This window comes from Pseudodesulfovibrio portus, from assembly GCF_026000375.1.
GTDB lineage: Bacteria > Desulfobacterota > Desulfovibrionia > Desulfovibrionales > Desulfovibrionaceae > Pseudodesulfovibrio > Pseudodesulfovibrio portus.
The window spans coordinates 2,469,270-2,484,551 of record NZ_AP026708.1 but is presented as its reverse complement, the minus strand read 5'-3'; the positions used below and the strand labels follow the sequence as shown (position 1 = coordinate 2,484,551).

Genomic DNA, 15,282 nt, shown 5'->3' with positions numbered 1-15,282 from the left:
GGGCTTTTGCGTATAAGCCTATTGCTCGATTCCGGTCCGGCCGGTCGGCAATTCCAGTTGCCCCGCCGCGCCGAAGGCCATGTCCGGCTCGACGCCCACCTGGAAGTAGCGCATGGCATCCTGGAGCGTGGCGGCCTGGCTGGCCAGTTCCGAGGAGGTTGAGGCCATCTCCTCGGACGCCATGGCGTTCTGCTGGATGACGGCGTCGAGCTGTTCCATGGCCTTTTCGATCTGGTTGACGCCGTGGCTCTGCTCGGAACAGACTTTGGCCACGTCCTTGATCAGGTCTGCGGTCTTGGCGATCTCCGGGGTCAACCGGTTGAACAGTTGGCCCGTTTCCTCGGCGACCCGGACACTGGACTCGGACAGCTCGCTGATCTCCTGGGCCGTCTGCCCGCTGCGTTCGGCCAGCTTGCGCACCTCGGCGGCCACCACCGCAAACCCCTTGCCCTGCTCACCAGCCCGGGCAGCCTCGATGGCCGCGTTGAGGGCGAGCAGATTGGTCTGCCGGGCGATCTCCTCGATGAAGGAGACCTTGTCCGCGATCTCGCGCATGGCTTCCACGGTCTTGCGCACCGATTCCTCGCCGGACAGGATTTCCTTGTTGCTGAAATCGGCGATGCGGCTCGTCTCCTCGGCATTGTCCGCGTTCTTGCGGATGGAACTGACGATCTCCACCAGGGACGCGGTGACCTCCTGTATGGATGCGGCCTGCTCCACGGTGGACTGGGACAATGACTCCGACGAGGCGGACAGCTCCTCGCTGCCTGCGGCCACGTTGTCCGTGGCGCTCTGCACCTCGCCGACCACGCCCCGCAGGTTCCCGGCCATCTCCTTCATGGATTTGAGAATGCCCCGCTCCGCCTGCCCGTTGTCCGAGGCGATGGTCAGGTCGCCCCCGGACACACGGGCGGCGATGGACGCGATGTCCACGGGCTCGCCGCCGATGGTGTTGGTCACCGACTTCGAGCCGAATACGCCCGCAACCGCGCCCAGCAGCGCGAGACCGGCGGAGATGAACAGGATAATGAGCACGATGGAGGAGATGGTCTTGTCCAGGGCGGCCTGTCGGGCGGCCACGGCGGCGTCGATGTCGTCGATGTAGACGCCCATGCCCACGACCCAGCCCCACTCCTTGAAAAGCTTGACGAAGGAAAGCTTGGGGAAATCCCCTTCCTTGCCGGGCTTGCCCCAATGGTAGTCCACGTATCCCTCGCCCTCCGCCTTGGCCACCGAGGCCATCTCACGGAACAGGTGCTTGCCCTTGGTGTCGGTCATGGCCCCCACGTCCCGGCCGTCCAGGGCGGGCTTGATGGGATGCATGACCATCTTCGGCGTGAGGTCGTTGATCCAGAAATAATTCCCGTCGGTCAGGCGCATTCCGGACAACTGCTTGAGGGCCTCGGCCTTCATCTCGGCGGTGATGTCCTCGATCCACGCCCCGGAGCCGACCACGATCCCGGACTCGGGGAGCAGCCGGACATAGGAAATCTTGAGCTTCGGCTCATCCTCGCCCGGCTTCGGCCACCAGTAGGTGGACATGCCCGTTCCCTGCTCCGCCGCGATGCGGGACATTTCGGCGATAACTCGGTTGCCCTTGACGTCCGTAAGCCGACTCATGTCCTTGCCCATGAGCTTGTCGCTGGGATGCACCAGAATGACGCTGTCCAGATTCTGCAGCCAGACGTAATTGTCGCCGTCGAACCGTGCGGGCAGCACGATCTCGGCCAGTCCGGCAACCAGTTCGGCCCGGCTCATGACGTTCCTGTTCCGTTCGTAAAATGCCTCGACCTGGCCGGACACGGCGTCCACGACGCGCTTGAGATCCTCCTGCTTGGCTTTTTTCAACCCCTCGATATCCCTGGCCCGGTCGGAATAGTTCTCGATGGTCCCCACCGCCATCTGGACGAAATCCTTGAGCTGGAGCTTTTCCTCGCTCAACTTCTCCTGGCGGTACGCCTCCATTTCGGTCTCCGCATAGCCGGACACCTGCTGTATGAAAACCCAGCACAGGGCCCCGATGGCCAGCACCACCGTAGCCACCTGCATCAGCGTCATCTTCATCCTGAGTCGCATACCTGCCTCCTCCAGCCCGAATTGTCCGCAACTGAAACCACGAAGTTTCCGCAATTACCCCATATTTATCCGAACCGGAGAATCTTGGGCAAGTTTTTTGCAAAAGATATAAAAGGGACATGCAACTCACCGTCAATTCAATCAATATGTCCGAAACGGCAAAACCATGGACACACAACCGACTATAATAACTATGACTTTAAACTCCGAACTTTTCCGAAAGCGTTCCGGCACCGGCGCTGATTTTCTGACGCCGACACGGCTCGCGCCCCTGTTTTCCCTTCTGGCCGTTCTGCTCTGCCTGGCCTGCCCGGCCCGGGCCGACGGGATCATGGTCACCGGCACGGGCATGCCCGCCCAGGACGTGCCCAACGTCCAGGCCGCCGTGGACAAGGGAGGCCTGGTGCAGCTCCGGGGGAACTTCAATTTCGGTCCCGACGGGCGGGTCAGGATCACCAAGAACGTGCGCATTCAGGGCGAGGCCGACTCGGTGGGCGAAGCCAAAACCACCATCACGGGCGGGTTCTGGACCTTCCATGCCCCCCTGCCGGTCAAGGGCGCGCCGCCCGCCGACAAGGGGCCCATCATCTCCGTGCGCACCATCCGCTTCGACGGGGCCAAATCAACGCCCCTGCATTTCCCGCACGTGGGAGGCTTGGATGTGCGCGGCTGTACGGTCACGGACGTCATCCCCCAGCCTGTGGACATCCCCTGGTCCGGCGGCGACACCCTGCCCTTCCAGGCCGGGATCGTGGTCGGCAACCGCATCGACTACCCCAAAGGCCCCCTGAAAAGGGCGGTCACGGGCACGATCCGCATCGAGGACAACCGTTTCCTCATGGAGAACAACCGGCCCGACGCCGTGGCCGGATACGGCGTGCTGGCGGACTGGACCTGGGGCGCGGAGATCACCATCGCCCAGAACACCATCCACCGCACCTCGCGCAACGGCATCGAGGTCCTGGACAACGTCCGGTCGGACAAGGGCAAGGGGTCCATCGACATTTCCGGCAACCGCATCACCACGGACGAGGAGGGCATCGCCTGGCCCCACAAGTTTGGCCCCAACGGCATCGTGGCGGGCTGGTATTTCGACACTTCCGGCGGCGCGGACTTTTCCCGAAACAACCGCATCGCCGTCACCGGGAACCGCATCGAGGGGCGCGGCGACAACTCCACCGGCATGCTGCTCTATGCCAACGACATGGTGGTCACCTGCAACGACATCGTCATGGGCGGCGGGACCGGGGCGCGCGGCATCGTCCAGACCGGCTCACGCGGCTTCTTCGCCAACAACCGGGTGCGCGGCCAGTCGCGCTACGCCCTCTATTGCCATTCCTTCGAGAAGCTGGAAGCCACGGCCAACACCTTCGCCTGGACCGACCTGAACGACTTCACCGGCATCAAGGGCCAGGTCTACCTGGCCGGGACCCTCAACGTGCTGGTGGGCCCTGCCCCGTCGTTCATCGACAAGGGCAAGGGCAACCGCCATGTGGATATCCCGCCCTGCTCCCTGCCCGAAGTGGACCCCGAAGGCGACGCCTGGGAGCCGGTGGAATAAGCTCCCCCTTCTTCCTTCCCGGACCGTGAGGACGGTTTGGGCCATGAAGGTCATATCCGGCAGCTCTTCCGGCGTCTTCGCGCATGGGCGTGCCTCCCGCCACGCCGCACCGCCGCCGCACTCGACCGATTTTGCAGACATTTACCGGAAATCACGGCAAACAAGAAAAATCGGCAACTCCTTGTTGACAGCATGATGCTCCTTCTGTATTGATTGATAACGATTTTCAATTTCAACAATTGAGGAGCAAATCATGTGCGCAGCATTAGTGGGCGGAATGGATCGGCTGAAACGGGAATACATGACCGAGGCCAAGCGAAGCGGCGTGAAGCTCAAGCACTTCACCGGCAAGGAACGCAAGATTTCAAAGTCCCTGGGAAACGTGGATTTCGTGGTCCTGTTCACCAACAAGGTGTCGCACAAGGCGCGCAAGGACGTGCTCGACGCAGTCCGGGGCACCAACGTGCCCGTGTACATGGAACACTCCTGCGGCATCTCCACCCTGCGCAAATGCCTGGACGAGGCCGGGGCCTAGAACGAACGCTCTTCCCCGGACCGGGAAAGGACGTCTCCCGCGTTGAGGCCCGGGCCGTCGTCAGGCGGTCTTCCCGCTCCGGTCCCAGCTCCGGACCAGGTTGATGACCTTCTCGGTCAGGCCGTGGAACTCGGGCTTGGTGACCTGCTCGTCGGCCATGACCGCCTTGCCCTTGTGCAGGACGGACTTGGAAATGAGGGAGGAAAACAGGACCACGGGCAACGCCTTGAGGACCGGGTCCTCCTTGACGCGCCGGGTCAGTGTGTACCCGTCCATCTGGGGCATCTCCACGTCCGAGACCACCACATCCAGGAAATCAAGGGGATGCTTCCCCTCCTCCTCGCACAGCTTCTTGACGCGCTCGAGGCGGCTCCAGGCCTCTGCGCCGTCGCTGACCATGATGGCCTCGAAATTGGCGTCGGTGAAATTTTTCTGCAGCAGGGTGCGCACCGACGTGGAATCGTCCGCGATCAGGGCGCGGTACCGCTCATCCGAGACCACGCTGCTCAGGTTCGCCTGGGTCTGGCCCGACTCGTCCAGGTCGGCCAGGACCATCTCCAGGTCGAGCATGATCACGAACCGGTCGCCGATCTTGACGGTGCCGGTGATGCAGTTGGTGTCCATGGCGGAAACATACTTGCTCGGCGGCTCCACATCGGCCCAGTTCACGCGGTGGATCTGGGTCACGCCGGACACCAGGAACCCGGTGATCATGGCGTTGAACTCCGTGACGATGATCGGTTCGTTCACGTCCTGGGCGCGATCGATGTCAAGCCAGACGCTCAAGTCCACCACGGGCAGGATCAGGTCGCGCAGGGGGATGGTGCCGAGAAAGCTCGGGTGCACGGCCGCCTCGGAGGCTTCCAGTCCCTCGGGGGCCTCCACCACCTCAAGGACCTTGGCCACGTTGACGCCGTAATAATGAGTCTCCACTCCGGAGTCCGTCTGCTCGTTGATGAAAAACTCAATTATCTCGAGCTCATTCGTACCCGATTCCAAAAGAATATCTGTCTGGCTCATTGTCCCTCCCGGACAGTTGTGGGCTTTCCCTTCCCGCATACCACGAGAGAATGCTTTAGATGAATGATTTTTGTGACATCCGGGCACGACAAAAAAAGCGCTGCGGATTCCGCAGCGCTTTTTTCAAGGGCGATATGTCGTGATGCTAGGAGGAAACGACCCCGACGATCTCGGAGGAGGCCAGGTCGAGGGCGTCCCACTGGACAGGCTCCTCGTGCTTGACCGGGCGGTTGACGACCGCACCGACCACCTCGTCCCAATGAACCGGGGACACGCCCACGCGGGGGCAGCGGGTGGTCAGGTCCGCCTCGGTCAGGACATGGCCTGCGGGCAGGTCGCGGGAGAAGACTATGCACTTGCGGAGCTTCTTGGCAGCGGCCTGCTCCTTGGGGAAAACAACCTTGCCGCGAATCTTCATGGCCTGCTCCACCTCGCGGATCATGGCCACCATGGCCTCCAGCTCGCGGGGTTCCAGGGACGCCTGATGGTCCGTGCCCTTGAGCGTCTTGTCCAGGGTGAAATGGCGTTCCACCACGCAGGCCCCCAGGGACACTGCGGCCACGCTCGGGCCCAGGCCCTTTTCATGCCCGGAGTAGCCGACCGGGACGTTGTAGCGCTCCACGAGGCCCTCCATGACCGGCAGGCCGATCTGGTCCTCGGGGCAGGGATAGGTGGAGTTGCAGTGCAGCAGCACCACCTGGTCGTGGCAGGAACGGATCTCGGCCATGGCCACGTCGATGTCTTCCAGGCCGCTCATGCCCGTGGAAAGAATGATCGGGACGTTCGCTGCGGCGTATTTGCGGACCAGGGGCACGTTGACCAGCTCGGCGGAACTGATCTTGAGCAGCTCCACGTCCAGTTCGAGAATCTGTTCCAGGCTCGGCTCGTCCCAGGCCGAGGCAAAGAAGACCAGTCCCTTGGACTCGCTGTATTCCTTGAGCTCGGCCATCTGCTCGATGGACAGCTCCAGGGCGTCCCGGTGCTCCCCGTAGGTGGGGCCGAAGGAATTGGGGCCGGTGTACGGCGCGGCGCGGCCTTCACGGGTCAGGAGCGCCTCGTTGTTCCGCTTCTGAAACTTGACCGCCTGGACCCCCGCAGCCAGGGCCTCGTCGACCATCTGCTTGGCAATGGGAAATTCGCCCTGATGATTGTTGCCTATTTCGGCCACGATGAAGCAGGGATGGTCCTTGCCGATGGTGACGCCGGAACGAAGGGTGATGGACTGGATCTGTTTCATAATCAGAATCTCACGATTTGGAACCCGCGCTTTTTCGAGTAGGGCTCTATCTGTTCGAATATCTCGCCCTGCTTGCCAAAGGAGGTGATGACCACGGCATCGCAGTCTACCTGATCCAGGACATGCGGCGCGGAAACCACATGGCCGTTGAAAACCTGCCCCTGTTTCTTGGTATCGTTGTCGAGCAGCGCCAGGACCTGGAACCCGGTACCGCGCAATGCGGACAAAACCACCTCGCACGTTTCCGAAGCCCCGAACAGCGCCAGCTTCCGTTTGCCCTCGGACTTCAGGCCGTCGAGCTTGTGCAGGACATATTCCTTGATGTCGGAGTACAGACGGACCGTTTCCGAGGAGTAGTCGGAAAACATGCGCTGACGGGATTGATGGCCCTGGTCCGTCAGGGCATAGCGGTAGCTCTTCCCGTTCACGGGGAGAAACTCCACCAGCCCGTCATTCTGCAATTGCTTGAGGTATTGATTGACCATGGCTCCGGACAAATTGAGTTGCCTGCCCAGTTCGAACTGGGACAGTGCGGAATCCCGGGAAAGGGCATCCAGAATGGCCAGCACGCGGGTGGATTTGCTCGGTTTGAGATAGCATCCGTCGGTGATCAACATGCCGGTCACCACATTTTCAACTTGATCTGCCATGAATCCTCTCGGTCGTTCGCTCGGTCAATGATTCATCCGGAGAGTGGCGACAATTCATGCCGAGAGTATCACTCTAGGCAGGGGCCGCCGCCCTGTCAACATACCGGCTCCACAAGGTTTTGCCTCTGCTCCCCGACGGGGGCTCCGGCAAGCCGCAAACCGATCGATCGTTGACATATTGAATAATCGGCTTTTTCAGACCCGGACTTTAGCCGCCGGGCAACCATTTCCCCTTTCTGGAGCGTGAATATCAATTGCAAGGATTCTGCCAAGCAGGACCTGTCGCCGAAAAGGCTCACGGGTTCCGTCCGCAACAATATGAAATACAAGTAATTATGCCTGCGACATCATCCGGGGCCTCCTGCTCCGTCCCGTTGACGCGCACGGCTGCGGGCCCGGCTGCGTCAAAAGACCGACTACCCGTGTTTCAAACACGCATGATTGACCCCGTGAGCGGCCTATTATACGTACTTCGGACACATTGGATTTCAACACACCAAAGGAACGTTCCCATGGAGCAAATCGATCGCCCCTGGCTCAAGGCGTACGACCCCGACGTGCCGCCCACGCTGGACTACGAGAAGGTCCCCCTTTTCAAATTCCTGGACCGGGCCGCGCACAAATGGCCCAAGCGCAAGGCCATCATTTTCAAGAACTGGTCGATCACCTACGCCAAGCTCAAGGTCCAGAGTGAAATCGTCGCGGCCAACCTCAAGGCCGCGGGCATTCGCAAAGGCGACCGCGTTGCATTGATGCTGCCCAACCTCCCCCAGACCATCATCGCCATGTGGGGCGTGCTCAGGGCCGGTGCCGTCGGCGTCATGACCAACCCGCTCTACATGGAGACCGAAATCGTTCACCAATTCAACGATGCCGGGGTGCGCTTCTGCATCACCCTGGATCTGCTCTGGCCCAAGCTCTCCAAGCTCAGGGACCAGATCCCGGTGGAAAAATTCTACGTGACCACCATCGGCGACGGGCTCCGCTTTCCCCTCAATCTCCTGTACAAGCTCCAGCAGAAAAAGTCCGGTTCCGCACCCAAGGTGGATTATGACGCCAAGGCCGTGCTCCCGTTCAAGGACCTGACCAAGGGAACCGACCGCTTCACCGAAGCCAAGGTGGACGCCGAGGACACGGCCCTGCTCCAGTACACCGGCGGCACCACCGGCGTGGCAAAAGGATGCATCCTGACCCACTTCAACATCGGGGCCAACGTCCAGCAGTGCCATGCCATGATGCACACCCTGGGCAAGAAGCGGGAGACCTTCCTGGGCATTCTGCCCTATTTCCATATATACGGCCTGACCGTCTGCCTGGTCTGGCCCACCTCCATCGGCGCGACCCTGGCCCCGTTCCCCCGCTACGTCCCCCTGGACGTGCTCAAGGGCATCGACAAGCTCAAGCCCACGGTCTTTCCCGGCGCGCCCTCGGTCTACGTCTCCCTGCTCCAGCAAAAGGACATCGACAAATACGACCTCAAGTCCATCGAGGTCTGCGTGTCCGGTTCCGCGCCCATGCCCGTCGAGTATATGGAACAGTTCGAGAAACGCTCAGGCGGGGCGTCCATCACCGAAGGCTACGGGTTGACCGAAGCCTCTCCCGTCACCCACTTCAACCCCCTGGAGGGCGTGTCCAAGAACGGCTCCATCGGCCTGCCCTTCCCGGACACCGACGCCAAGGTCGTGGACATGGAAGTGGGCGGCGAGCCCCTGCCCCCGGGCAAGCGCGGCGAGCTGGTCATCCGCGGCCCCCAGGTCATGAAGGGCTACTACAACCGTCCCGACGCCACGGCGGACGTGCTCCGCAACGATTGGCTCTACACCGGCGACATCGCCACCATGGACGAAGAAGGCTACTTCTACATCGTGGACCGCAAGAAGGACCTGATCATCTCCGGCGGCTACAACATCTACCCGCGCGAGATCGACGAGGTGCTGCACGCCCATCCCAAGATCAAGGAAGCGGTCAGCGTGGGCATCCCCCACGAGTCGCGCGGCGAGATCGTCAAGGCATATGTGGTGGCCCAGGAAGGCGAGGAGCTCTCCCGCTCCGACGTCATCGGCTACTGTCGGGAAAAGCTGGCCAACTACAAGGTTCCCAAGAAAGTCGAATTCCGCCGGGACCTGCCCAAGACCATGGTCGGCAAGGTGCTGCGCCGCGCCCTCCGCGAGGAGGAAAAAGCCAAGCTCGCGCAGAAGGAAAAGAAGCGCGCCGAGAACAATGCCGCCAAATCCGAGGCAGGACAGGCCTAGAGCCGTTTAGCGCCCCCTGCAAGTCAACGACGCCCCCTGCTCCCCTTCGGAACAGGGGGCGTTTTGACATTTATGAAAAATAAAATTTTGCGCTCAATAAAATTGAAAGAACTTATTGCGCGAGGAAGGGAATAAAACAGCCGATTTATCCAACCATACCGGCGTATTTCCAAAATTGTATCGCCGAAAAACCCTTCCACTCGGAGATCATTTCGTGTATGCATCAGTATCGTTCACACTTAGTAATTCAAATTCCTATGAGAGGAGGAAATGATGAAAGGTTTTCTGAAAAGCATTGGCCTGCTGACCATCCTGCTGGTCTGCTCCGCCTTCCTGTTGTCCGGTTGCGGCGAGGACAAAGCCAAGACCATCAAAATCGGCTTCAACCTGCCCCTGACCGGCGACATCCCGGAAGTGGGCGAAGGTTCCAAGAACGCCGCTGAAATGTACCTCAAGGACATCAACGATGCCGGCGGCCTGGAAGTGGGCGGCCAGAAGTACATGCTCGAATTCGTTTACATGGACAACGAGTCCAAGGCCGAGTCCGCCACCAACGTCGCCCTGAAGCTCATCGAGCAGGAAAACGTGGTCGCCATCATCGGCCCCAACTCCTCCAAGCAGGCCGTGCCCGCCGGCGGCACCGCCAACGACAACCGCACCCCCATGATCTCCCCCTGGTCCACCAACCCCAACACCACCCTGGACCGCCCCTGGGTCTTCCGCGCCGCCTTCCTGGACCCGTTCCAGGGCCCCGTCGTCGCCGACTTCGCCGCCAAGAAATTCGGTGCCAAGACTTCCGCCGTCATCTTCGACGTGTCCAACGACTACTCCAAGGGTCTGGCCGAAATCTTCAAGTCCTCCTGGGAAGCCAAGGGTCTCGGCCCGGTCGTGGCCTTCGAGTCCCACGGCACCAAGGACCAGGATTTCTCCGCGCAGCTGACCACCATCATCGCCGCCAACCCGGACTTCATCTTTGTCCCCGACAACTACAACCAGGTCGCCCTGATCGTGCAGCAGGCGCGTGACCTCGGCTACCAGGGTCCCTTCATGGGCTCCGACGCCTGGGGCACCCCCGACCTGATCAAGCTCTGCGGCGAGCAGTGCTACGGCAACTACTTCTCCACCCACTACGCCGCCGCCGGCGCCAAGGGTGCGACCAAGGTCTTCATCGACCGTTACGAAGCCGCCTACGGCTCCACCCCGGCCGACTACGCCGCCCTGACCTGGGATTCCATCGGCATCATGGTCCAGGCCATTCAGAACTACGGCAAGGTCGACTCCGACCCCGTGGCCATGCGCAAGGGTGTCCGCGAGGGCCTGGCCGCCATCACTTCCTTTGACGGCATCACCGGTTCCTCCAAGTTCGACGAACAGGGCGACCCGATCAAGTGCGCCGTGGTCGTCAAGATCAGCGACAAGGGCGAATTCGTCTTTGAAGAGTCCGTCTGCCCGTAAGCGACCGACGCAGCCTGAAATACAGGGCGGGGGCCGGACGGTCCCCGCTCTTTTGCTAACCAACCGGGCCGGTTCGTTCGGCATCTCTCCCCAAGGCCCAAACTTTTTTCTCGGGAATAAATAAAGTGGACTTCATAATTCAGAACATACTCAACGCGCTTCAGTGGGGTAGCTTCTACGCACTGATCGCCTTGGGCTACACGCTGGTCTACGGTGTCCTGCGGCTGATCAACTTCGCCCACGGCGACATATTCATGGTCGGCGCATACATCGCGTTCTTCGTGTCCGGGTTCCTGCTCGGGGACACCCTGGGGCTCTCCCCGCTGGTCACCTTCATGTGCGCCGTGCCGCTGACCATGGTCCTGACGGCCTGCGTGGGCGTGACCCTGGAACGCATCGCCTACCGGCCGCTGCGACGCAAGGGCGCGCACAGGCTCTACGTGGTCATCACCGCGCTCATGTGCGGCCTGATCCTGGAGTACTCCAACCTGGCCGTGCTCGGCGCCAGCCGACTCAAGTTCCCGGAGCTGGTCGAAAAGGCCGTCTGGAACATCGGCGGCGTGACCATCACCAACCTCAAGGTGATCGTCATCGTGGCCGCCGTCGTGGTCTTCCTGTTCCTGAATTTCATCGTCACCAAGACCAAGATCGGCATGGCCATGCGCGGCATCTCCTACGACAAGTTCCCCATTCCGCTCATGGGCATTCCCATCGACAACATCATCGTCTTCACCTTTGTTCTCGGTTCCGGTTTCGCCGGGCTGGCCGGACTGCTGTTCGCCATGTCCTACCCGATCCTGGAGCCGTTCATGGGCATGCTCATCGGCTGGAAGGCGTTCATCGCGGCGGTCGTGGGCGGCATCGGCGACATCAAGGGCGCGTTCGTGGGCGGCTTCCTGCTCGGCTTCATCGAGGTCGGGGTTGTGGCCATGCCCTTCCTGGAATCCACCTACCGGGACCTGTTCGCCTTCACCATCCTGCTCGTCATCCTGTGGATCAAACCCACGGGCTTGTTCGGCATGCCGCAATCCACCAAGATCTAGGGGAGCACAATGCAAAAATACTCCCTGAACGTCCTCATGGCGGCCCTGGCCGTGGTCCTGCTGGTGCTGGCCCAGTTCCACATCATCGACAACTACATCCAGGCCGTCATCATGTACGTGGGCATCAACATCATGATGTCCACCTCGCTCAACTTGGTGAACGGCAACATGGGCGAATTCACCTGCGGCCACGCCGCCTACATGTGCGTGGGCGCCTACGTCTCGTCCATCCTGTCCGTCATGTTCTTCGGCACCAAGCTCGGCGACCCGATGTTCCCGGCCTCCATGGCCTTCATCCTCTTCCCGGTCATCGTGCTCATCGGCGGCATGGTGGCGGCCCTGTCCTCCATCCTCGTGGCCCTGCCCTCCTTCAAGACCCGTGACGACTACCTTGCGATCATCACCATCGCGGTCAACTACATGGTCATCTCGGCCATCGAGAACATGGACTTCATCGGCGGCTCCCGCGGCTTCCAGGGAATGAAGGACACGGTCTGGGCCATGCGGGACACCTTTGACGGTCCCTGGATGCTCCTGTGGGTCATCCTGTTCACCGCGTTCACCATCTGGGTCATCCGCCGCTTCATCACCTCCACCTACGGCAAGGGCGTCAACGCCATCTGCCAGGACGAGGTCGCCGCCGAGATCATGTCCGTGAACACCAACAAGATCAAAATCGTGAACTTCATGATCTCCGCCGGGCTGGCCGGATGCGCGGGCGGCCTGTTCGCCCATATCGTCGGCTACGTGAACCCGCAGTCCTTCAACATCCTGAAGTCCACCGAGGCCATGGTCATGGTCTACCTCGGCGGCATGGGCTCGCTCTCGGGCGCGATCATCTCCGCCGTGGTCTTCACCGGGCTGATGGAAGTGCTGCGCTCCCAGGCGATCATGGATTTCCTGCTGGCCCCGGCCACCTTCGTGTTCCCGGACTGGGAACCGTCCGCCGGCGTCATCAAGTGGGTCATGATTCCGCTCATGCTCGTCCTGATCATGCAGTTCCGGTCCGAGGGCATTCTCGGAAACAAGGAGCTGTCGGACGTGTTCCCGAAACTCAAAAAATACTACACATTCAAATAGGGGGCCGACATGTCTTTGCTTAAAATCGACTCCCTGACCCAGCGCTTCGGCGGCCTCCAGGCCGTGAGCGAATTCTCCGTGGACATGAAGGGCGGAGAGCTCATGGGTCTCATCGGCCCCAACGGCGCAGGCAAGACCACCATCTTCAACCTGATCTCCGGCTTCTACCAGCCCACTGAAGGGTCCATCACCCTGGACGGCAAGGCGACCGCAGGGCTCAAGCCCCACCAGGTCACCTCCCTGGGCGTGGCCCGAACCTTCCAGAACATCCGCCTGTGGCACGACATGACCGTGCTGGACAACATCCGCATCGCCCAGCACTACCGCATGGGTTACGGCGTCTGGGATGCCGTCATCCGCGGCAAAAAATTCCGCGCCCGCGAAGCCCGCATCCTGGAGATCGCCGAGGAACTGCTCGAAGCCATGTCCCTGACCGACGTGGCCAACGAGTTCCCCAAGAACCTCCCCTACGGGCTCCAGCGCCGGGTGGAGATCGCCCGGGCCATGTCGGTCCAGCCCAAGCTGCTGCTCCTCGACGAGCCCGCTGCCGGCCTGAACTCCGCCGACGTGGAAGGCCTCATCAAGCTGGTGCGCTGGATTCATGAGAACTTCGACATCACCATCTTCATGATCGAGCACCAGATGAAGGTCGTCACCTCCCTGTGCCAGTGGATCAAGGTCATCGACTTCGGCGCAACCATCGCCGAGGGCACCGCTGAAGACATCCAGTCCAACCCGGCCGTCATCAAGGCCTACCTGGGAGACGACAACATATGAGTACCCCGCTTCTCCAGATCGACAACCTGTACGTCAAATACGGCAACATCGAGGCCCTGCACGGCATATCCTTCACCGTCGACCAGGGCGAGATCGTCACCCTTATCGGCGCCAACGGCGCGGGCAAGTCCACCACGCTCATGTCCATCGCCCAGCTGCCGCCGCCCGAAGCGCCCAAGATCATCAAGGGCGACATCAAGTTCAAGGGCGACTCCATCCTGGGCATGGCTCCGGACAAGATCGTCTCGGACCTGCACATGGCCCTGGTGCCCGAAGGACGGCACATCTTCGGCAACCTGACCGTCGAGGAAAACCTCAAGCTGGCTACTTACTCCCGCAAGGGCCAGCAGACGGACATCGATCGCGACTACAAGCGCGTGTACACGCTCTTCCCGCGCCTCGACGAGCGCAAGAAACAGCGCTCCGAGTCCCTGTCCGGCGGTGAACAGCAGATGCTCGCCGTGGGCCGCGCCCTCATGTCCGGGACAAAGTTCATCATGCTCGACGAGCCGTCCATGGGACTGGCCCCGCTGCTCATGTACGACATGTTCCGCACCCTCAAGGAGCTCAACGAGGAAGGCATGACCATCCTGCTCGTCGAGCAGAACGCCAACCTCGCCCTCAAGTTCGCCCACCGGGGCTACGTCATCGACACCGGCGAGATCGTGGCCGAAGGACCGTCCGACAAACTCATGGAAGACCCTGAAGTCAAGAAGGCCTACCTCGGCGGCTAAGGCCGGATAGCAGACGAATTAAAGCCCCCGCCCGATCTCAACGGGCGGGGGCTTTTTCTTATGCGGCCCCATGTCAAAGACTCCCCTTCCAAAGCTTTTTCCGGCTCGCCTTAGGCGGAGGGCCGGTTCGTAGTCCCGATGGCACCGGATATGCATTTTGTTAAGGGAGGGAAAATTTTTCTTAATGATAAGGGGGAAATCTTGTCATGAGCACACAATCCATCGGATCAAGCGGGTATCTGGATACCTACTCCCTGCTCAAGGCCGCCAGGGAAGAGCAGCAGCTTATGGAAGAAGCCGTCAAAGCCGACAAGGAACAGGCGACCTCCGGGACATCCTCCATGGGGCAGGACATCCTGAGCTATCTGTCCAAGATTCCCAAGGGCGAGGACGGCAAGCTGTCCTTCCAGGACGTTGACGACTACCGGGAGGAACTGGAGACCTTTTGGGACGCCGAGGTCATGGCCGACCTCGAGGAGCTGGGCGTGGACATCACCAAGCAGTTCCCCCTGACCTACGATACCAACACCGGCAAGGTCACCGTGTCCGGCGACCACGAGGACAAGGAAATCATCGACCAGTATTTCGTGGACAACCCTGACAAGGTCGCGGAGTTCAAGACCATCGTCCAACTCGGCAAGCTGACGACTACCGCCGAAGACAAGCTCTCAATGGACATGCTGAACACCAACCTCCAGCTGGAATCCCTGGCCTGGTGGTATCAGGACAACACCGACCCCACCAGCTGGTTCGAGGGCGGCGGCATGTTGGCCATGAGCGGCATGTCGAGCTATCTGGGCCTGAACATGACGGTCTAGACCGGGTGCCCGGCGTTCAGACCCAATTCGGATATGGAATCAAG

General features: G+C 61.0%; 13 protein-coding genes. 9 read left to right on the top strand and 4 right to left on the bottom strand.

Annotated elements, in window-relative coordinates:
• Window positions 1–18: 18 nt before the first annotated feature.
• Window positions 19–2,076, bottom strand: coding sequence for a methyl-accepting chemotaxis protein (locus tag OO730_RS11900; RefSeq protein WP_264981682.1), 2,058 nt, complete (start codon window positions 2,074–2,076; stop codon window positions 19–21).
• Between the two features lie 193 nt (window positions 2,077–2,269).
• Here OO730_RS11900 and OO730_RS11895 point away from each other — a divergent pair, with 193 nt between their 5' ends.
• Both OO730_RS11895 and OO730_RS11890 read left to right on the top strand, forming a co-directional pair.
• Window positions 2,270–3,637: a right-handed parallel beta-helix repeat-containing protein gene (locus tag OO730_RS11895; RefSeq protein ID WP_264981681.1), complete on the top strand. Its 1,368-nt coding sequence runs from the start codon at window positions 2,270–2,272 to the stop codon at window positions 3,635–3,637.
• Window positions 3,638–3,890: 253 nt separating this feature from the next.
• Entirely contained in the window at window positions 3,891–4,172 is a 282-nt protein-coding gene (locus tag OO730_RS11890) for a DUF2325 domain-containing protein (protein ID WP_264981680.1), read from the top strand.
• Window positions 4,173–4,232: 60 nt separating this feature from the next.
• Here the strand turns inward: OO730_RS11890 and OO730_RS11885 are convergent, their stop codons facing one another.
• The 3 genes from OO730_RS11885 to OO730_RS11875 all read right to left on the bottom strand — a co-directional run bounded on the left by OO730_RS11885 (window position 4,233) and on the right by OO730_RS11875 (window position 7,079).
• A complete protein-coding gene (locus tag OO730_RS11885) occupies window positions 4,233–5,192 on the bottom strand; it encodes a chemotaxis protein (RefSeq protein WP_264981679.1) in 960 nt (319 codons plus the stop codon).
• Window positions 5,193–5,337: 145 nt separating this feature from the next.
• Window positions 5,338–6,429, bottom strand: coding sequence for an N-acetylneuraminate synthase family protein (locus OO730_RS11880; protein WP_264981678.1), 1,092 nt, complete (start codon window positions 6,427–6,429; stop codon window positions 5,338–5,340).
• Window positions 6,430–6,431: 2 nt separating this feature from the next.
• Window positions 6,432–7,079 (bottom strand): winged helix-turn-helix transcriptional regulator, encoded by a 648-nt coding sequence (locus OO730_RS11875; protein ID WP_264981677.1) that lies wholly within the window; start codon window positions 7,077–7,079, stop codon window positions 6,432–6,434.
• Window positions 7,080–7,591: 512 nt separating this feature from the next.
• Here OO730_RS11875 and OO730_RS11870 point away from each other — a divergent pair.
• The 7 genes from OO730_RS11870 to OO730_RS11840 all read left to right on the top strand — a co-directional run bounded on the left by OO730_RS11870 (window position 7,592) and on the right by OO730_RS11840 (window position 15,238).
• Complete coding sequence (locus tag OO730_RS11870; RefSeq protein ID WP_264981676.1) at window positions 7,592–9,331, top strand: long-chain-fatty-acid--CoA ligase; 1,740 nt, start codon at window positions 7,592–7,594, stop codon at window positions 9,329–9,331.
• Between the two features lie 273 nt (window positions 9,332–9,604).
• Window positions 9,605–10,786: an ABC transporter substrate-binding protein gene (locus tag OO730_RS11865; protein ID WP_264981675.1), complete on the top strand. Its 1,182-nt coding sequence runs from the start codon at window positions 9,605–9,607 to the stop codon at window positions 10,784–10,786.
• A gap of 125 nt (window positions 10,787–10,911) precedes the next feature.
• Window positions 10,912–11,829: a branched-chain amino acid ABC transporter permease gene (locus tag OO730_RS11860; protein WP_264981674.1), complete on the top strand. Its 918-nt coding sequence runs from the start codon at window positions 10,912–10,914 to the stop codon at window positions 11,827–11,829.
• A gap of 9 nt (window positions 11,830–11,838) precedes the next feature.
• Window positions 11,839–12,909, top strand: coding sequence for a branched-chain amino acid ABC transporter permease (locus OO730_RS11855; RefSeq protein WP_264981673.1), 1,071 nt, complete (start codon window positions 11,839–11,841; stop codon window positions 12,907–12,909).
• 9 nt (window positions 12,910–12,918) lie between these two features.
• A complete protein-coding gene (locus tag OO730_RS11850) occupies window positions 12,919–13,686 on the top strand; it encodes an ABC transporter ATP-binding protein (RefSeq protein ID WP_264981672.1) in 768 nt (255 codons plus the stop codon).
• Window positions 13,683–14,420 carry an ABC transporter ATP-binding protein gene (locus OO730_RS11845; protein ID WP_264981671.1) on the top strand — a complete coding sequence of 246 codons (738 nt, stop codon included), beginning with the start codon at window positions 13,683–13,685 and terminating at the stop codon, window positions 14,418–14,420. The genes OO730_RS11850 and OO730_RS11845 overlap by 4 nt, the downstream gene beginning before the upstream one ends.
• A gap of 206 nt (window positions 14,421–14,626) precedes the next feature.
• Complete coding sequence (locus OO730_RS11840; protein ID WP_264981670.1) at window positions 14,627–15,238, top strand: hypothetical protein; 612 nt, start codon at window positions 14,627–14,629, stop codon at window positions 15,236–15,238.
• The last annotated feature ends 44 nt before the right edge of the window (window positions 15,239–15,282 follow it).